Annotated in this window: 18 protein-coding genes; 5 read left to right on the forward strand and 13 right to left on the reverse strand. The window is 72.3% G+C overall.

Features of this window, described 5'->3' with window-relative positions:
- Positions 1-170: 170 nt before the first annotated feature.
- Complete coding sequence (locus AB0K36_RS26360; RefSeq protein ID WP_364599006.1) at positions 171-533, reverse strand: arsenate reductase family protein; 363 nt, start codon at positions 531-533, stop codon at positions 171-173.
- Between the two features lie 122 nt (positions 534-655).
- Here AB0K36_RS26360 and AB0K36_RS26365 point away from each other — a divergent pair, with 122 nt between their 5' ends.
- Positions 656-922: a hypothetical protein gene (locus AB0K36_RS26365; protein WP_159692699.1), complete on the forward strand. Its 267-nt coding sequence runs from the start codon at positions 656-658 to the stop codon at positions 920-922.
- A 10-nt stretch (positions 923-932) separates the two neighbouring features.
- Here the strand turns inward: AB0K36_RS26365 and AB0K36_RS26370 are convergent, their stop codons facing one another.
- The 3 genes from AB0K36_RS26370 to glnA form a co-directional block, all read right to left on the reverse strand.
- A complete protein-coding gene (locus AB0K36_RS26370; protein WP_364599009.1) occupies positions 933-1799 on the reverse strand; it encodes an MOSC domain-containing protein in 867 nt (288 codons plus the stop codon).
- Between the two features lie 41 nt (positions 1800-1840).
- Positions 1841-2434, reverse strand: a complete 594-nt coding sequence (locus AB0K36_RS26375) for a GNAT family N-acetyltransferase (RefSeq protein ID WP_364599012.1) — start codon at positions 2432-2434, stop codon at positions 1841-1843.
- A gap of 232 nt (positions 2435-2666) precedes the next feature.
- Positions 2667-4076, reverse strand: a complete 1410-nt coding sequence (gene glnA / locus AB0K36_RS26380) for a type I glutamate--ammonia ligase (RefSeq protein ID WP_005318493.1) — start codon at positions 4074-4076, stop codon at positions 2667-2669.
- 207 nt (positions 4077-4283) lie between these two features.
- On the opposite strand from glnA, the gene AB0K36_RS26385 reads away from it, so the two are divergent.
- Complete coding sequence (locus AB0K36_RS26385) at positions 4284-4751, forward strand: RDD family protein (protein WP_364599016.1); 468 nt, start codon at positions 4284-4286, stop codon at positions 4749-4751.
- Between the two features lie 993 nt (positions 4752-5744).
- Here the strand turns inward: AB0K36_RS26385 and AB0K36_RS26390 are convergent.
- From AB0K36_RS26390 to lipB, 4 genes are all read right to left on the reverse strand, one after another.
- Entirely contained in the window at positions 5745-6452 is a 708-nt protein-coding gene (locus AB0K36_RS26390) for a DUF4191 domain-containing protein (RefSeq protein WP_159692709.1), read from the reverse strand.
- Positions 6453-6470: 18 nt separating this feature from the next.
- Positions 6471-6680 (reverse strand): SCO2195 family GlnR-regulated protein, encoded by a 210-nt coding sequence (locus tag AB0K36_RS26395; protein ID WP_005318498.1) that lies wholly within the window; start codon positions 6678-6680, stop codon positions 6471-6473.
- Between the two features lie 236 nt (positions 6681-6916).
- On the reverse strand, positions 6917-7894 hold the full coding sequence (lipA, locus tag AB0K36_RS26400; protein WP_364599021.1) for a lipoyl synthase: 978 nt from the start codon (positions 7892-7894) through the stop codon (positions 6917-6919).
- 158 nt (positions 7895-8052) lie between these two features.
- Entirely contained in the window at positions 8053-8886 is an 834-nt protein-coding gene (gene lipB / locus AB0K36_RS26405; protein WP_364599024.1) for a lipoyl(octanoyl) transferase LipB, read from the reverse strand.
- Between the two features lie 294 nt (positions 8887-9180).
- On the opposite strand from lipB, the gene AB0K36_RS26410 reads away from it, so the two are divergent.
- A complete protein-coding gene (locus tag AB0K36_RS26410; protein WP_364599027.1) occupies positions 9181-10629 on the forward strand; it encodes an NsdA family TPR-like regulatory protein in 1449 nt (482 codons plus the stop codon).
- Positions 10630-10690: 61 nt separating this feature from the next.
- On the opposite strand, the gene AB0K36_RS26415 is transcribed toward AB0K36_RS26410, so the two are convergent.
- Positions 10691-12058, reverse strand: a complete 1368-nt coding sequence (locus AB0K36_RS26415; protein WP_364599029.1) for an NAD(P)/FAD-dependent oxidoreductase — start codon at positions 12056-12058, stop codon at positions 10691-10693.
- A 174-nt stretch (positions 12059-12232) separates the two neighbouring features.
- On the reverse strand, positions 12233-13132 hold the full coding sequence (locus AB0K36_RS26420; protein WP_364599032.1) for a TIGR01777 family oxidoreductase: 900 nt from the start codon (positions 13130-13132) through the stop codon (positions 12233-12235).
- A gap of 43 nt (positions 13133-13175) precedes the next feature.
- Between AB0K36_RS26420 and AB0K36_RS26425 the strand changes: the two genes are divergently transcribed.
- Entirely contained in the window at positions 13176-13673 is a 498-nt protein-coding gene (locus AB0K36_RS26425) for a GNAT family N-acetyltransferase (RefSeq protein ID WP_364599035.1), read from the forward strand.
- A 27-nt stretch (positions 13674-13700) separates the two neighbouring features.
- On the opposite strand, the gene AB0K36_RS26430 is transcribed toward AB0K36_RS26425, so the two are convergent.
- Positions 13701-14222 (reverse strand): DUF4240 domain-containing protein, encoded by a 522-nt coding sequence (locus tag AB0K36_RS26430; protein WP_364599112.1) that lies wholly within the window; start codon positions 14220-14222, stop codon positions 13701-13703.
- 134 nt (positions 14223-14356) lie between these two features.
- Between AB0K36_RS26430 and AB0K36_RS26435 the strand changes: the two genes are divergently transcribed.
- On the forward strand, positions 14357-15277 hold the full coding sequence (locus AB0K36_RS26435; RefSeq protein WP_364599038.1) for an SDR family oxidoreductase: 921 nt from the start codon (positions 14357-14359) through the stop codon (positions 15275-15277).
- Here the strand turns inward: AB0K36_RS26435 and AB0K36_RS26440 are convergent.
- The gene (locus tag AB0K36_RS26440; protein ID WP_364599041.1) at positions 15268-16233 is read right to left on the reverse strand and encodes a helix-turn-helix transcriptional regulator; all 966 of its coding nucleotides are present in this window, start codon (positions 16231-16233) and stop codon (positions 15268-15270) included. The two genes, AB0K36_RS26435 and AB0K36_RS26440, sit on opposite strands and share 10 nt — an antisense overlap.
- Positions 16234-16240: 7 nt before the next feature.
- The gene (locus tag AB0K36_RS26445) at positions 16241-17068 is read right to left on the reverse strand and encodes a MerR family transcriptional regulator (RefSeq protein ID WP_364599044.1); all 828 of its coding nucleotides are present in this window, start codon (positions 17066-17068) and stop codon (positions 16241-16243) included.
- Positions 17069-17153 lie beyond the last annotated feature (85 nt).

Consider the following 17153-nt stretch of genomic DNA (forward strand, 5'->3'; position numbering starts at 1 on the left):
CAGGGTCTCCGTCATCCCGTACCGCTCGATCACCCGGCGCCCCGTCGCCTCCGCGATGCGGGCGTGGTCGGGCAGCGGCAGGGCGGCCGAACCGGCCGAACAGCTCACGCACCCGCCGGCCGGATCGCTCCGCGCGGCCGCGCCCTTCCGCATCCGGTCGCGCCCACCGCTCAGCCGCGCCCCAGCGCGTCACGTACCGCTTCCTCCGAGCGTCCCACCACCGCGGACCCGTCGTCCGCCGTGATGATCGGGCGCTGGATGAGCTTCGGGTGCTGCGAGAGCGCCGCGACCCAGCGGTCACGGGAAGCGGCGTCCCGGGGCCAGTCGGCGATGCCCAGCTCCTTGGCGACGGCCTCGCCCGTGCGCGTGATGTCCCATGGCTCCAGGCCCAGACGTTCGAGGACGGCGCGGATCTCGTCCTCGGTCGGTACGTCCTCCAGGTAGCGGCGCACGGTGTACTCGGCGCCCTCCGCGTCGAGCAGGTCCACGGCGCTGCGGCACTTGGAACAGGCGGGGTTGATCCAGATCTCCATGAGCTCCACGGTACCGCTCGTGGGCCCCTCAAACGCCGTCTGGCCAGGGGAAATTGTCAGTGCCCGCCGGTAGAATGAACAGTAGTTCGGGATGGTCCCGCCACCGCGCCAGGAGGTTGCCGATGGCCGTAGCCACACTCACGACGAAGCCCCTGACCCCGCCCAGCAAGAAGCCGCTCCCGGCCGGACAGCCGCGCGAGTGGTACGTGTCCCACAACCGCCGGCTGAAGGCCATGCGCCTCGCGATCGCCCTGCTCGACTCCGGCGTCTACCACCCGGCGACCGCCGACAACCGGCGGATCCGGTCGACGGCGGAGCGCATCGGCGTCCATGTCCCGTCCGACACGACATGCCGGATGGTCAGGGCCCTGATCCGCTACGGGCGCTGAGCCGGCCGGTTCACGAGGAGGCGGGGTGCCGGGGATCCGGCGCCCCGTTCCCGTACCGTTCCACCAGCACCGGGTCCCCGACCGACAGCGTGCCCTCGCGCACCACGGCCGCCTTCGCGCCGAAGCTCACCTTGTTGTCGTAGGCGGGCTCCCGTCGGTACGTGGCGAGCGTGCGCACCGGTTCGGGGCCGGCCCGCAGTCCCGTGCGCTGGTCCACCAGCGGCACGGAGCAGCGCAACGCCCGTACGGAGTGGGCGAGTCGCACCCCGCCGGCCTCCAACCGCCGCATGACGTCCTCGTCGTGGGGCTCCGCGCACCCGTCCAGCACGATGTTGGCGCGGAAGCGGTCCATCGGCACCGGCTCCCCGCCGGCGGCCACGATCCGCGCGTTCAGCCCGTCCAGCGACGCCTGGGACACGACGAGGACGGCATGGGCGTCCGCGAAGGCGACCTTGCCCGGCGTCTCGCCCCACCCGTCCCGGTCGAACCCACTGGGCACCCGCACCAGCCGCGACTTGGCGCCGAGCACCTGGGAGAACCACTCGGCGGCGTCCTCACCCTGGTCGGGGCAGTGCCCGACCGGCTTGTCGAACAGGCTCACCGGCCGCGGCTCCCCCTCGGGATCGACCGCCACGACCACGCTCTCGATCCCGTGGGCGCTCAGCCGCATCGTCCGCCCGCCGTCGAGGAGTTCCGGCCGGACCGCGGCCATGGCCGGGGTCCTGCGCTGACTCCGGAACGACCCGTCGACGGCGTCGACGACCATGAACGTCCGGTCGTGCTCCAGCCCCATGGCGCCGACCCGAGCCGACCCCACGGCCGTGCCGGCACAGCCCTTGACCGGGTAGTACGTCAGCGACTGCACGGTGATCCCCATGTCACCCGATCGTAGCCGCGTACGCCCCCGCGGCCCGCCGCTCACAGGCGGGCCTCCAGCCGCTCCTTAGCGGCCGGCCACTCGTCGGCCAGCATCGAGAAGTACACGCTGTCGCGCCACGTCCCGTCCGGCCGCCGCCGGTGCCGCCGCAGCACACCCTCCCGCTGCGCCCCGAGGCGCGCGATGGCCTCCTGCGAGCGCCGGTTCATGTGGTCGGTCTTCAACTGGACGCGCCCCATGCCGAGTTCCTCGAAGGCATGGCCCAGCAACAGCAGCTTCGCCTCGCTGTTCACGGCGGTCCGCCAGTGCGCCCGCCCGTACCAGGTCCAGCCGATCTCCAGGCGTTCGTCCCGCACGTCGACGTCCGAGAACGTGGTCCAGCCGACGGCCCGCCCGGACCCGAGGTGGATCACGGCGAACGGCACGTACCTGCCCCGCTCCGCCTCTGCCAGCAGCTCGCGGAGTGTGTCACCGAGTTCGGCCTCGCTCTGCGGGGCCGGCCCGCCCTGCCAGCGCCAGACCTCTTCGTCCTTCCCGCCGGCGGCGAAAAGATCGGGGAGATGGCCCTCCGTGAGCGGTTCGAGGCGCACATGGCGGCCGGTGAGCGTGACGGGGGAGGGTGCCTTGGCGGTCATGCCCAGAACTTAGACCGATCCTGCACTAGAAGCAACCATATTATGCACTAGTGCATAAGTCGGTGATGGCTGTCATTCGCCGTTGCGGAAGGGTGACCCTCCTGCCACAGGCGCGGAACCGGAACCTGGCCGCGAACGACCGCCGGCCGCGCCTTCCCGTGAGGGAAGAGCGCGGCCGGCGGCCCCTGAAACCCGGGACCTCTCCCACCGGTGCGACCGGTGGAGATGATCTTTAGAGGTCGAAGTAGAGCTCGAACTCGTGCGGGTGCGGACGCAGCTGGATCGGCGCGATCTCGTTCGTGCGCTTGTAGTCGATCCACGTCTCGATCAGGTCGGACGTGAAGACACCGCCGGCGAGCAGGTACTCGTTGTCCGCCTCGAGGGCGTCCAGCACGGCCGGGAGGGAGGTCGGGACCTGCGGGACGCCCGCGTGCTCCTCGGGAGCCAGCTCGTAGAGGTCCTTGTCGATCGGCTCGGCCGGCTCGATCTTGTTCTTGACGCCGTCGAGGCCCGCGAGCAGCAGCGCGGAGAACGCCAGGTACGGGTTGGACGACGGGTCCGGCGCGCGGAATTCGACGCGCTTGGCCTTCGGGTTCGAGCCCGTGATCGGGATACGCATCGCGGCGGAACGGTTGCGCTGCGAGTAGACCAGGTTGACCGGGGCCTCGAAGCCGGGGACCAGGCGGTGGTAGGAGTTCACCGTCGGGTTGGTGAAGGCCAGCAGCGACGGGGCGTGCTTGAGGATGCCGCCGATGTAGTACCGGGCGGTGTCGGACAGGCCCGCGTAGCCCTGCTCGTCGTAGAACAGCGGGGCGCCGCCCTGCCACAGCGACTGGTGGACGTGCATGCCGGAGCCGTTGTCACCGAAGATCGGCTTGGGCATGAAGGTCGCGGTCTTGCCGTTGCGCCAGGCGACGTTCTTCACGATGTACTTGAAGAGCATCAGGTCGTCGGCCGCGGCGAGCAGCGTGTTGAACTTGTAGTTGATCTCGGCCTGGCCGGCGGTGCCGACCTCGTGGTGCTGGCGCTCGACCTGGAGGCCGTTCTTGTCCAGCTCCAGGGAGATCTCCGCGCGCAGGTCGGCGAAGTGGTCGACCGGCGGGGCCGGGAAGTAGCCGCCCTTGTAGCGGACCTTGTAACCACGGTTGTTCTCGATGGCGCCGGTGTTCCAGGCGCCCGCCTCGGAGTCGATGTGGTAGAAGGACTCGTTCGCCGAGGTCTGGAAGCGCACGTTGTCGAACACGTAGAACTCGGCCTCGGGGCCGAAGTACGCGGTGTCGGCGATGCCGGTGGAGGCGAGGTACGCCTCGGCCTTCTTGGCCACGTTCCGCGGGTCACGGCTGTACTGCTCGCCGGTGATCGGGTCGTGGATGAAGAAGTTGATGTTGACCGTCTTGTCGCGGCGGAAGGGGTCGACACGGGCCGTCGACAGGTCGGCACGCAGCGCCATGTCGGACTCGTGGATCGCCTGGAAGCCGCGGATCGACGAGCCGTCGAAGGCGAGCTCCTCGGCCGGGTCGAACGCCGCTGCCGGGATCGTGAAGTGCTGCATCACGCCAGGCAGGTCGCAGAACCGGACATCGATGAACTTGACGTCCTCGTCCGCGATGAACTTCTTGACGTCATCGGCGTTCTGGAACATCCAACTCCTCCTACTCCCACCCGGGAGGGGCGGGGTTGCAGCTCGTCCGTGCGGCCAGTGCGGTGGCACACGCTGGTATCGACCGTAGGCGGACGGGATTTCTCCAGCATGACCCATTTGTTTCGACGAAGTTAACCGGACGAGGGTCACAGTGCGGGAACGGCCCCGGGCGCATGAGGGTGAAACGGGGCCCAGTACCGTGGACGGGTGGACAACAGGCAAGCAATCGGATCGTGGCTTTCCGGGCCCCGCGCGGCCGCGGAGGACATGGGTGTCGACTTCGGGTACCGGGGTCAGCGGCTGGGCCTGCCGGAGCACGGCCCGGGCTCCGTCGCCCCCCTCGGGCGCCGCTTCGGGGCCCTCTTCATCGACTGGGGACTCTGTTTCCTGATCGCATACGGACTGTTCGCGGGCGGTGACCAGCAGGCCGCCGGAAACTGGGCCCTCGGCATCTTCCTCGTCCTCGGCGTCCTGACGGTGGGCACCGTCGGCTTCACGCCGGGTAAGCGCCTCCTCGGGCTGCGGGTCGCCTCCGAGAACGGCGGACGCCTCGCCTTCGGATGGGCCGTGGTCCGGACGCTGCTGCTCTGCCTCGCGATCCCCGCGCTCGTCTGGGACCGCGACGGCCGCGGCCTTCACGACCGGCTCTCCCGCGCGGTGCAGGTGCGGCTCTAACCGTCCGCGGGCTGCTGCGTCCGGTTCACTCGGGCCACGGCCCGGACGTCAGGCACGGCCCCCCGGCTGACACGCACCCGGACGCCAGCCGCAAGGGCCCGCGGCACACGAGGCACCGGCCACGGCCGACGTGAGGCAGCCACGGGCGGGACGCCCCGCCACCGCCGGCCCGCAGCCGGCACCGGGCATCCGCAACGGTGGCACCAGGCACCCGCCGGGCAGACCAGCGGCACCGGCCCCGCCGGCCCTCGCGCACCAGCCCCGTCCGGCACTGCGCCTCGTGCAGCGTCACCGTCGGCCCCTGGCCGCGGACAACCGCCAGAACCGGTCACGGGGGCACCAGCCCCCGCCGGGCACCCGCCAGACACGCGGGGGCACCAGCACCAGGCAGCCGGGCTTGGCCGACAGGGACCGGTACCAGGCACGCGGGCACCTGCCCCGTCGGCAACCGCTGGCACCAGGCCCTGGGCAACCGCCATGACCGGGTATCCGGGCACCGGCTCCGCCGGCACCCGTGCACGAGCCCGCTGGGCACCGGCACCGCGCACGCGGGCATCGGCTCTGCCAGCACCCGCGCACGAGCCCCGCTGGGCACCGGTACCGGCCGGGCGGCGGTCCCGCCGGTACCCGCACCGCGGGTACCGGCCCCGCCGCACCAGGCCCCGGCCACCGCCGGCACCAGCGCCGCGCACCGGCATCAGGGCTGCCGACCTGGGCCCGGCGCCGTCGGCACCCGTCGGCACGGTGCACCGGCACCGGCAACCCCGGGCACCAGCGCCGTCGGCACCCGTCGGCACGGTGCACCGGCACCGGCAACCCCGGGCACCAGCGCCACCGACCTGGGCCCGCCGCCTGCCCCCGTCGGCAGGGTTCACCGGCACCAGGCCAGTCAGGCCCGGCCGACAAGGACCGGCACCGGCGCAGACGTGAGGCGGGGCCCGGACGTCGTCCGGGCCCCGCCTCACGTGTGTCGGTACAGCGCGCGTCAGCGCGTCAGCGCATCTTTCCGCCGCGCGGCATCCGCATGCCCTTGGGCATCGGGCCCTTCGGCAGCGGCATGTTGCTCATCAGGTCGCCCATCGCCCGCAGCCGGTCGTTGGCCGCCGTCACCTGCGGGCCGGTGAGCACCCGCGGAAGCTTGAGCATCGTGGTGCGCACCTTCTTCAGCGGCACCTGGCCCTCGCCGTTGCCGACCAGGATGTCGTGCACGGGGACGTCCACGACGATGCGGTTCATCTTCTTCTTCTCGGCCGCGAGCAGTGCCTTCAGCCGGTTCGGGTTGCCCTCGGCCACCAGCACGATGCCGGCCTTGCCGACGGCCCGGTGCACCACGTCCTGGTTGCGGTTCATCGCCACGGCCGGGGTGGTGGTCCAGCCGCGTCCCACGTTCTGCAGGACCGCGGCCGCCGCCCCCGGCTGGCCTTCCATCTGTCCGAAGGCCGCGCGCTCGGCACGCCGCCCGAAGATGATCGCCATCGCCAGGAAAGCCAGCACGAAGCCGAGGATCCCCAGATAGACCGGGTGACCGATCAGGAAGCCGATCCCGAGGAAGACACCGAAGGTGACGATTCCCACACCCGCGACGACAAGACCGACCTTCGGGTCGGCCTTCCGGGTCATCTTGTACGTCAGGGCGATCTGCTTCAGTCGCCCCGGGTTCGCAGCAGCGTCAGCGCTGTCTGAATTTGCCTTCCTCGCCATACCCGAAGTTTACGTGGCCTATGACGTGCGGGTCGCCACGGCCTCCAGTACGTGCTGAGCCTCCACCCGGTCCTTGGCGCGGCGGCGGTCCTCGAGGACCGCGGTCCAGGCGTTGCGGCGGGCGGTGCGCTGGCCGGCGCCGAGGATGAGGGACTCCATGGCGCGCAGTGCGCCGGTGACGGACGGGATCGGGTTGGCACTGACGTGGCGTGCCGGCACGGCCTGCATGGTGGCGATTCCCCCTCGGGGTGAACGGCGGTGAGTGGGAGCTGTGCGTGAGTCGAGCGTCACTGACTGGTGTTACCAGGGCATGACCGGCCGGTCAAACGCTGATGAAGGGCGGATTCGCGGGTCGTGGAGATCCGGGAACGAGAACGCGGCCCGTACCCCGCCCCCGACCTGCGGGGAGGGTGCGGACCGCGTCCAATCGGCCATTACCGGCCGGTAATCACTTGTGCCTGAATTCACACAGCCTGGGCGGCGTCGACATCGGCAGTGGCGGTGCCACGGGCCTCCATCGCCTGCTGGAACAGACGGCCGGCCCGGTACGAGGAACGGACCAGCGGGCCCGACATCACGCCGGAGAAGCCGATCTCGTCGGCCTCCTCCTTGAGCTCCACGAACTCGTGCGGCTTCACCCAGCGCTCCACCGGGTGGTGGCGCACCGACGGGCGCAGGTACTGGGTGATCGTGATCAGCTCGCACCCGGCGTCGTGCAGGTGCTGGAGCGCCTCGCTGACCTCTTCGCGGGTCTCGCCCATGCCGAGGATCAGGTTCGACTTGGTCACCAGCCCCGCTTCACGGGCACGCGTGATGACTTCGAGCGAACGCTCGTAGCGGAAGCCGGGGCGGATCCGCTTGAAGATGCGCGGCACGGTCTCGACGTTGTGAGCGAGCACCTCGGGACGCGAGGAGAAGACCTCGGCCAGCTGCTCGGGCACCGCGTTGAAGTCGGGGATCAGCAGCTCGACCTTGGTGTGGCCGCCTTCGCGGTCCGCGGTCATCGCGTGGATCTGGCGCACGGTCTCCGCGTACAGCCAGGCGCCGCCGTCGTCGAGGTCGTCGCGGGCGACGCCGGTGATGGTGGCGTAGTTCAGGTCCATCGTGACGACGGACTCGCCGACGCGGCGCGGCTCGTCACGGTCGAGGGCCTGCGGCTTGCCGGTGTCGATCTGGCAGAAGTCGCAGCGCCGGGTGCACTGGTCACCACCGATGAGGAAGGTGGCCTCGCGGTCCTCCCAGCACTCGAAGATGTTGGGACAGCCCGCCTCCTGGCAGACCGTGTGCAGCCCCTCGCTCTTGACCAGTTTCTGCAGCTGGTTGTACTCGGGGCCCATCTTCGCCCGGGTCTTGATCCACTCGGGCTTGCGCTCGATGGGGGTCTGGCTGTTGCGGACCTCCAGGCGCAGCATCTTGCGTCCGTCGGGTGCGACTGCGGACACGACCGGCTCCCTACAGCTTCGATTCTTCGGCGAACACCAGGGTACGCCCGTTAAAAGTGCGGCCTTACGTTCGGCCAACCTGTGGCCACAGGACCGCATTCCCGCCCGCCTTCCGGGCCGGGGTGCCCGGCCCCGCGGGACGGGGCCGGTTCTCCGGCTCAGACGGGCGTCTTCTCCGCCTCGGGCGCCGTCGAGGGCACCGCGTCACGCACGATCTCCCGGGGCCGCGGCTCCGCGTTCTCCAGCACCTCCCGCAGGTGCCGCTCCAGGACGGGCAGCACCTCGGCGATGGTGATGTCGCGGCCCAGCTCGTTCGCGAGCGAGGCCACTCCCGCGTCCCGGATGCCGCACGGCACGATCTTGTCGAACCAGGTGTTGTCCGGGTTCACGTTCAGGGCGAAGCCGTGCATCGACACGCCCTTGGCGATACGGATGCCGATCGCCGCGAGCTTGCGGTCCTCGCGGCGCTGGCCGGCGTTGGAGGGCGCGTACTCGGGGCCGTTGAGCCGCGGGTCGAACTCCTCGTCCGTCAGCCGCGGGTCGAAGTCCAGCGAGAGGCCGCCGACGGCCGGGCGCTGCTCCACAGGGTCGCCCAGCACCCAGACACCGCTGCGGCCCTCGACCCGGCTGGTCCCGACGCCGAACTCGGCGCAGGTGCGGATCAGCGCGTCCTCGAGACGGCGTACGTGCGCGATGACGTCCACGGGGCGCGGCAGCTTGAGGATCGGGTAGCCCACCAGCTGGCCGGGGCCGTGCCAGGTGATCTTCCCGCCGCGGTCCACGTCGACGACGGGGGTGCCGTCCAGCGGCCGCTCACTGTCCTCGGTGCGCCGACCCGCGGTGTAGACGGGCGGGTGCTCCAGCAGCAGGCATGTGTCGGGGATCTCGTCGGCGAAGCGGGCGGCGTGGACGTCACGCTGCTTCTGCCATGCCTCCTGGTACTCGACGGCTTCGTCGCCGAATCCCAGTCGGACGAACCGCAGGTCACTCACGGCTGTGCCTCCCTCGAACCTCCGCCCGGTGATGACCGGACCCAGCCACTGTACGGCGGGCGGGAACCGGGCGGCCGGGCAGGGCGGACCGTCAGCTCCCCGGTCCGGTGAGCCGTCAATCCTCACACGATCGGATGAATCTGGGGCGAAGGTGGCGGAACAGCTGTGGATGGCCGCTAAATTCGCGCCGTTCCTCCCCCAGGGCTTCTCCCCCCAGAGCTACGCCTGGGGGGACCCCCAGGAGGTACCCCCATGGGCTGCTCCCGGCCCGGAAGGCAGGAGACGCCACAACCGATGACGGAACGGACCACCCCGCGCACCCCCAACCGGCAGCTCGCCGCGCTCATCGCGGAGGCCGGATTCTCCCACGCCGGCCTCGCCCGCCGGGTGGATCAGCTGGGCCTCGAGCACGGCCTCGACCTTCGCTACGACAAGACCTCCGTGACCCGCTGGCTGCGGGGGCAGCAACCGCGCGGAACGACGCCCGCGCTGATCGCGGAGGTGTTCACCCGCAGACTCGGCCGCCGGCTGTCCGCCCAGGACCTGGGGCTCGACGCCTGCGCCCCCGTCTACGCGGGGCTGGAGTTCGCCGCCACCCCGGAGGAGGCCGTGGACATCGTCAGCGGCCTGTGGCGCAAGGACTCCGGCAGCCACGCGGAGCTTCGCAAGATCGCTTTCACACCGGCCGGACTGGTCGTGCCCAGCCGGGACTGGCTGATCGGCGGCGCCGACGAGCGCGTGGGCCGGGGCGAGGCGCACCCGGGCTCAGGCCGGGTGCCCCAGCAGGGACCGAGGGTGGCCGTTCCACGGCAGCGCGCCGCCGGCGACCGGGGGCCCGGGCAGAAGGTCTCCGGTGGTGACATCGCGGCGCTGCGCGCCGTCGGCGAACTCTTCCGCGCCCTCGACCACGCCTACGGCGGCGGCCACGCCCGGCAGGCTCTGGTGCGCTACCTGGAGCACGAGGCCGAGCCGATGCTGCGCGGCACGTACGGCGAGACGACCGGGCGGCGCCTGTTCGCCGCGGCCGCCGACCTCACCAGGCTGGCCGGCTGGACCTCGTACGACATCGCGGCCCACGGACTCGCCCAGCGGTACTTCGTCCAGGCGCTGCGGCTCTCCCAGGCGGCGGGGGACCGGGCGTACGGGTCGTACGTGCTCGTCACCATGAGCCGGCAGGCCGTCTACCTCGGACACGGCCGGGAGGCCGTGCAGCTGACCAGGGTCGCCCAGCAGGGGGTGGGGCCGTCGGCCCCACCACCGGTCCAGGCGCTGCTGCACTGCGCGGAGGCCCGCGGGCACGCGGTGCTCGGCGAGACGCGGGCGTGCACCGCCGCGCTCGTGCGGGCGGAGCGCGCCCTGGAGGCCGCCCGGCCCGGGGACGACGTGCCGCACTGGGCGCGCACCTTCGACGAGGCACAGCTGGCGGACGAGTTCAGCCACTGCCACCGCGACCTGCGGCAGTACCGCAGCGCCGTGCAGCACGCGGAACGCTCCCTCCAGCTGCGCGCCCCCGCGTTCGCCCGCAGCCGGCTCTTCTGCCGGGTCGTCCTGGCCTCCGCCCGGCTCGGTCTGGGCGAGCTGGACCAGGCGTGCGCGCTGGGCGCGGAGGCGGCGCTCCAGGCGTCCGAGATGCGGTCGGTGCGGGCCACGGAGTACGTCCGCGAGTTCGAACGCCGGCTGGAGCCGTATCGCGACGCGGCACCGGTCCGGACCTACCGCGACCGGGTGGCCGCCCTGGGCTGACCTCGGCCGGCGGGCGGGGTGGCGGCCCCGCCCGCCGGCGTTCTCGCGACTCCGTGGGGCCTCAGGCCGCCGCGGTCAGCGCCGTGGCCGCACACCCCGGCCGGATCCCGAAGTCGCTCAGCACCGCGTCCGCCGCCCGCCGCCCGGAGAACAGGGCACCCTGCACCGTGCCCGTGTCGCGGTGGTCGCCGCAGACGTAGAGACCGGACAGCACCCGCACCGGGCGGCGCAGATCGTGCGGCGCCGGCATCGCGGGCACCGCCTCGGGGTCGTGGTGGACGGCGAGGAGCTCCCAGTCGTCCGTCGCCCTGCCGTACAGATTCGCCAGCTGCCGCCGCACCCGGCGGTCCAGGTCGTCCGGCGGTGTACCGAGCAGCGTCGAGGAGATCAGCACCCGGCCGTCGGAGGCGCGCGACGGATCGACCTCGCTCATCACCGCCGTGTGCGACACCGGCCCGCTCCGGTCGGCCGCCAGCACCAGCGACGGCTCCCCGAGCGGGGACTCGGGCGCCGTGTGGTGCACCACCGTCATCGGACGGAACGAGGGCACCCGAAGCCCCGGCAGCAGTCCGGCCGCCGCTCGCGCTCCCGTCGCCAGCAGCACGGAGCGGCAGCGGATCTCGCCGAGCTCCTCGGTGGTCACGGACGTCGTCGCGACATCGGTCACCCGCACGCCGGTCCGTACGGCCCCGGACGGCAGCCCCGCCGCCATCAGCTCCGGCAACGTCGCCGCGCCGCCCGCCGGCACGCACAGACGGCCGCGCGCGTAACCGCGCAGCACGAGGTCCGCGCAACGACTGGAGGTGCCGGTCAGCTCCGGGTCGCCCAGCAGCGCCGACAGCAGCGGACGCAGGAAGCCGTCCACCGTGCGTGCGGGCAGGCCGCGCCCGTACAGCGCCTCGGCGGCGGACCGTTCAGGGCGGGCGAGGAGACGGTCGACGGGTGTCGCGGCGAGCCGCGCCAGGGACGCGCCCAGCCGTGCCTGGTCGAGCTGGCGGGGCCGAGGGGCGCTCGCGAGGGCGCGCGCGACGGAGAATGCGACCCCCGCGCTCTGGGCGGTGTGGGGCGATGCCCGTCCCGCACCCCGCCTCGCGTGGGCGGAGCCCCACCGCCCGGTGGTCCCCACCTCGCCGGTCCGCTGCAGCCGGCCCCCGCTGTGGACCAGCACACCGGGCGAGAACATCCGCAGGTCGGCGTCCTGGAGCACCGCGGTGCGGCGCAGCTCCGGGAACGCGGTACTGAGCAACTGGCCTGTCCGGTCGAGCCGGAAGCCGTCGAGCTGCGTGGTGGCCATCCTGCCGCCCACCACCGGGGCGGCCTCCAGGACGCTGACCGTGACACCCGCACTGGTCAGCCGGTGGGCCGCCGACAGTCCGGCGATCCCGGCCCCGACGATGACGACATCCGCATCATGAGCGGTGCTGAGCACGTGCCCCTCCCCGAGGTCGGCGCGGCTGGTGGGGAGCTCATGCCCCCAACAGGCCCGAGGAATACCCGAGTTCTGTTCGAGACTAAAGAGGTACGCGGCCGCCTGAGGTAGCGCACATCGCGGAGCACCGGAGCGCGGGGGCGCACACCGCGCTCCCCGCCCGCCGGACACGGTCTAGCGCAGCGCCGCCCGGATCGCGTCGTCGATGCGCGGGAAGGCGAACGGGAACCCCGACCCCAGCAGGACACCCGGCAGCACCCGCCCGCTGTTCAGCACGTCCTCCGCCAGCCCGCCGAGTACCACCCGCAGGGCCGGCGCCGGCACCGCGAACGGCGTCGGACGGCGCAGCACCCGGCCCATCGCCGCTGTCGCCTCCCGGTTGGTCACCGGCTCGGGGGCCGTCAGGTTCACCGGGCCGGACAGGGACTCGGAGTCGATGATGTGCCGCAGCGCCGCCACCGCGTCGTGCAGCGCGATGAAGCTCCAGTACTGCCGGCCCCCACCCAGCCGTCCGCCCAGCCCCGCCTTGAAGAGCGGGAACATCCGGCCCCAGGCACCCCCGTGCCGCGCCACCACAAGTCCCGTACGCGCCAGGGCCGTTCGCACACCCGCCTCCTGCGCCGGGGCCGTGGCCTCCTCCCACTCCACGCACACACCGGGCAGGAACCCCTCCCCGGGCGGCGCGCCCTCGTCCACGGGACGGCCACCCGTGTCGCCGTAGTAGCCGACCGCGCTGCCGCTCACCAGTACCCGCGGCGGCACGTCCAGGGAGGCCACGGCCTCCGCGATCGCCGCCGTGCCGAGGACACGGCTGTCGCGGATCTCCTTGCGGTAGGCGTCCGTCCAGCGGTGGTCGCCCACCCCGGCCCCCGCGAGGTGCACCACGGCCTGGCAGCCGACCAGGCCGGCCACGTCCACGTACTGCCGAGCGGGATCCCAGTGGACCTCGTCCCCGGCGCTCGCCGGACGCCGCACCAGACGCACCACCTCGTGCCCGTCCGCGCGCAAGGACCTCACCAGTGCCCCGCCGATGAGCCCGGAGGCGCCGGTGACGGCAATTCGGGTTCTCTGCATGGGCCCATCCTGCCCCGGTGGTCCGACATGGCACAGTGGCCCCATGCCCGAGTCGCACATACGCCCCGCACGACCTGACGACGACGCGGAGCTGGGGGAGCTGGACCGCGCCGCCTGGTCGCCGCTGCATGCCGTGACCCCCCGGCCGCAGCCGCCGTACGACTCGTTCTTCGACGCCAACCACCGCCCGGAGCAGTTCCTCGTCGCCGAGGACGGTCATGGGGCGATCCTCGGCTACATCCGGCTGGCCCCGCCGACCCCGCTCGCCTGCAACCGGCACGTCCGCCAGATCCAGGGCCTCGCCGTGGACGGGCGGGCCCGCGGCCGCGGTGTCGGGCGGGCGCTGCTGCGGGCGGCGTGCGACGAGGCCCGGCGGCAGGGAGCCGTGCGCATCACCCTGCGGGTGCTCGCCCACAACGCGCCGGCGCGAGCGCTGTACGAGGCGGAGGGCTTCGTGGTCGAGGGGATACTGCCCGGCGAGTTCCACCTCGACGGCCGCTTTGTGGACGACGTGCTGATGGGCCGCGCCCTCACGGCGTAGGCCGCGCCCGCCGGGGCCCACGGACCGTCAGCCGCTGCCGAACCGCTCCCACAACCGCGGGAAGCGCTCGGCGAGCACCGCGTCGTCGTCGAGGTCGAAGGGCGTGCCGGCCGGCTCCGCCGACTGCACCGGGATCCCCAGGTCGGGCGCGTCGGCCCCGGTCAGCTGCTCGTACGCCTCGTCGGCGGCGTAGCCCAGTTCCTCGCCGTCGCCGTCGACGTCCTCGTCGAAATCGTCCAGCAGCTCGGCCAGGGCGTCCGGCTCGTGCACCGCGCTCTCGAAGATCTCCCGGCCCTGGCCGATGAGCCAGCAGCGGAAGTAGTCGAAGGCGTCGTCGCTCGCCCCGTCGAGCAGGACGGCCGCCGCGCCCCACAGGTCCCAGTGGTAGGCGCGGTTGTAGCGGGCCTCGAAGTGCCGTGCGAAATCCAGCACGGAGTCGGGGTCGAGCTGCAGCAGCCGTTCGACGAGCAGCTCCGCGTGTTCCTCGGGGTCGCCCTCGGCGGCCTCGCGGGTGCTGTCGATGATCTCCCAGAACTCCGTCTCGTCCATCACGGGACAAGCATCGTGGTTGGCGGGGGCCGTCGCACGCGGAGCATGCCGAAACGCGGCTGTTTCGCAATACGGGGCTCCCGGTCGGCCCAAGCCCGACAGAAGGTGTCCGGTTTCCGTGCGACGGTCGGCTCATGACGACGAAGAACAAGCCGCTCGGCGGCAGGATCGTGCTGGTCGCGGGCGCCACTCGTGGCGCGGGCCGTGCCATGGCCGTGGAACTGGGCGCCGCGGGCGCGACCGTGTATGTGACCGGCCGGACCACCCGCACCAGCGTCAGCGAGGTCGGTCGCCCCACGGAGACCGTCGAGGAGACCGCCGAACTGGTCACGGCGGCCGGCGGCGAGGGCATCGCGGTGCCCACCGACCACCTCGACCCGGAGCAGGTGAGAGCACTGGTCCGGCGCGTCGAACGCGACCACGGACGGTTGGACGTCCTCGTCAACGACCTCTGGGGCGGAAACTTCCTGCTCGACTTCGACACCCGGATGTGGGACGTCGACCTGGAGCGCGGACTGCGGATGCTGGACCTGGGCGTGAAGAGCCACATCATCACCAGCAGCATCGCGCTGCCCCTGCTGGTCCGGGAGCCGGGCGGCCTGGTCGTGGAGGTCACCGACGGCACCGCGGAGACCAACAAGGGGTTCCGGGAGAACTTCTACTACGACCTCGCCAAGAACGGCCCCATCCGGATGGCCTTCACCCTCGGAGAGGAGCTGAAGAGCGTCGGCTGCACCGCCGTGGCCGTCACCCCGGGCTTCATCCGCTCCGAGGAGATGCTCGACATCTTCGGCCTCACGGAGGAGAACTGGCGCGACGGCGTCGACAAGCAGAAGCACTGGGCCCTGTCCGAGTCGCCCGTGTACCTGGCCAGAGGCGTCACGGCGCTCGTCGCCGACCCCGGGCGGTCCCGCTGGAACGGCCTGTCCCTCGACAGCGGCCGGCTGGCCAGGGAGTACGGCGTGACCGACGCGGACGGCAGCCGGCCGGACGTCTGGGGATACATGCTGGCCGAACAGGCGGGCGGCACACCGGCGGTGGAGGACTACCGGTAGAGGTCCCGCAGCGCGGCCGCCGCCCCGGCGAAGCGGTCCCGGAGCTCCGGCGGCCCGAGGACCTCCACCTCGGGCCCCAGGGACAGCAGTTGGCCGTACGCCACGTCCAGCGACTCCACGGGCAGCGTCAGCGTCACCCGCCCCCGGGCGTCCGGCGGACCGGCCGCCGCCAGCGCCTCCTCGGCGGCGGCGCGGTCCGTCACGTACGGCAGCCGGCGCGCGCCGTCCCCGGTCACGCGGACGACGGCCTCCGCGCGGAGGATCGACCGGGCGAACTGAGCGGCCCGCTCCTGCCAGAAGGCGGCCAGATCGAAGTCCTCGTCCCGTTCGAACCGCTCCTCGTCCGCCTCCACCGACGAGAACCGGTCGATGCGGTAGACCCGCAGCGTGCCGTCCGCCCGCGCGCACAGGTACCAGACGCCCGCCTTCAGCACGAGCCCGTACGGTTCCAGCCGCCGTTCCACCTCGGTGTCCCCGCGGCGGTACGCGGCCCGTACACGGCGGTCGTCCCACACGGCCTCCGCGAGGACCGGCAGCAGTTCAGGGGTCTTCGGCTCCTGGTACCAGCCGGGGGCGTCGAGGTGGAAGCGCCGGGCCGCGGATTCGGGCGCGTTCCGCAGTGAGGGGAGCAGCGCCGCGGACACCTTCAAGCGTGCCGCGGACGCCGCGTCCTCGAGCCCCATGTCGCGCAGCGCGCCCGGCAGCCCGGACAGGAACAGGGCCTCCGCCTCGTCGCGCCCCAGACCGGTGAGCCGGGTGCGGTACCCGCCGATCAGCCGGTACCCGCCGGCCCGGCCGCGGTCCGCGTAGACCGGGACTCCGGCTTCCGACAGGGCGAGCGCGTCGCGGGTGACCGTGCGCTCCGAGACCTCCAGCTCCCGTGCGAGCTCGGCGCCGGTCATGGAGGGCCGCGACTGGAGCAGCAGGACCATCTTGATCAGCCGGGCAGCGCGCATGCCCCCATCATCGCGCAGCGGGTGCCAGCGGTACCTGGAGCTCCGTCACCCACTTCTCCTTGTCCGGCGGACACTCCAGGTACACCTCACGGGCGTAGCCGGCCGAGCGGTGGCCGCCGGCGTCGATCCAGCGGGCCAGGTTCTGCTCGGTGGGCATGATCGTGTCCATCGGGCCGCGGTGCACGATCGTCGCCGCCCGCTCCACGGCGGGGAGTTCGGTGATCTCGAAGTCCGGCCCAGGCTGTGTCTCCGCGGAGACCGAGCAGCCGGCGTGCACCACGATGCCGTCGCCGTCCGGCGCGTCCTCGTAGTAGGCGATGCCGGGTCCGGCCGGGGTGACGCCTGCCGCCTTCAGCCGGGTGAACAGCTCGTCGTACAGCGGGCTGATCACCGGGCCGATGTGCTCGGGCGCGTAGCTGGCGGCGACGGCGGACAGTTCGGCGACGCGGACCGCCGGGGTGCTCTTGATCATGACGTCCTGCATGGGCATACGACCCTCGCTCTCGATCGACCGGAGCCTCGCCTCGACCTGCGCCAGCCTGGCGGCCGCCGCGGCCATCGCCTCCCGCAGCTCCGCCTCGCGCAGCTTGAGCATCCCGCGCAGCTCCTCCGTGGTCACCTTCTCGTCGAGGATCTGCCGCACCTGCTGAAGCGTGAAGCCGAGGTCCTTGAGGGCGATGACGCGGTTGAGTGTGGCGAGCTGGGCCGCGGAGTAGTAGCGGTAGCCGCTGAAAGGGTCGGTGTGCTCGGGACGCAGCAGCCCGACCGCGTCGTAGTGACGCAGCATGCGGGCCGACACACGGCCGTGCCTGGCGAAGTCTCCGATGGTGAACATGACGTCTCCCAGTGCACGGCTTCACACGGTGTCAAGGTCAAGCATCGGACACGGAAGGCCCCCGCGGGCAGCTGCCCGCGGGGGC

This window comes from Streptomyces kurssanovii, assembly GCF_040677245.1.
Lineage (GTDB): Bacteria > Actinomycetota > Actinomycetes > Streptomycetales > Streptomycetaceae > Streptomyces > Streptomyces kurssanovii.

Excerpts from the sequence above, each read along its gene's own strand:
- AB0K36_RS26375 (WP_364599012.1), bottom strand. The coding sequence starts at position 2,434 with ATGACCGCCAAGGCACCCTCCCCCGTCACGCTCACCGGCCGCCATGTG.
- AB0K36_RS26370 (WP_364599009.1), bottom strand. The coding sequence starts at position 1,799 with ATGGGGATCACCGTGCAGTCGCTGACGTACTACCCGGTCAAGGGCTGT.
- AB0K36_RS26360 (WP_364599006.1), bottom strand. The coding sequence starts at position 533 with ATGGAGATCTGGATCAACCCCGCCTGTTCCAAGTGCCGCAGCGCCGTG.
- AB0K36_RS26440 (WP_364599041.1), bottom strand. The coding sequence starts at position 16,233 with ATGCGCGCTGCCCGGCTGATCAAGATGGTCCTGCTGCTCCAGTCGCGG.
- AB0K36_RS26445 (WP_364599044.1), bottom strand. The coding sequence starts at position 17,068 with ATGTTCACCATCGGAGACTTCGCCAGGCACGGCCGTGTGTCGGCCCGC.
- AB0K36_RS26435 (WP_364599038.1), top strand. The coding sequence starts at position 14,357 with ATGACGACGAAGAACAAGCCGCTCGGCGGCAGGATCGTGCTGGTCGCG.
- AB0K36_RS26390 (WP_159692709.1), bottom strand. The coding sequence starts at position 6,452 with ATGGCGAGGAAGGCAAATTCAGACAGCGCTGACGCTGCTGCGAACCCG.
- AB0K36_RS26430 (WP_364599112.1), bottom strand. The coding sequence starts at position 14,222 with ATGGACGAGACGGAGTTCTGGGAGATCATCGACAGCACCCGCGAGGCC.
- AB0K36_RS26420 (WP_364599032.1), bottom strand. The coding sequence starts at position 13,132 with ATGCAGAGAACCCGAATTGCCGTCACCGGCGCCTCCGGGCTCATCGGC.
- glnA (WP_005318493.1), bottom strand. The coding sequence starts at position 4,076 with ATGTTCCAGAACGCCGATGACGTCAAGAAGTTCATCGCGGACGAGGAC.
- AB0K36_RS26395 (WP_005318498.1), bottom strand. The coding sequence starts at position 6,680 with ATGCAGGCCGTGCCGGCACGCCACGTCAGTGCCAACCCGATCCCGTCC.
- AB0K36_RS26425 (WP_364599035.1), top strand. The coding sequence starts at position 13,176 with ATGCCCGAGTCGCACATACGCCCCGCACGACCTGACGACGACGCGGAG.
- AB0K36_RS26410 (WP_364599027.1), top strand. The coding sequence starts at position 9,181 with ATGACGGAACGGACCACCCCGCGCACCCCCAACCGGCAGCTCGCCGCG.
- AB0K36_RS26365 (WP_159692699.1), top strand. The coding sequence starts at position 656 with ATGGCCGTAGCCACACTCACGACGAAGCCCCTGACCCCGCCCAGCAAG.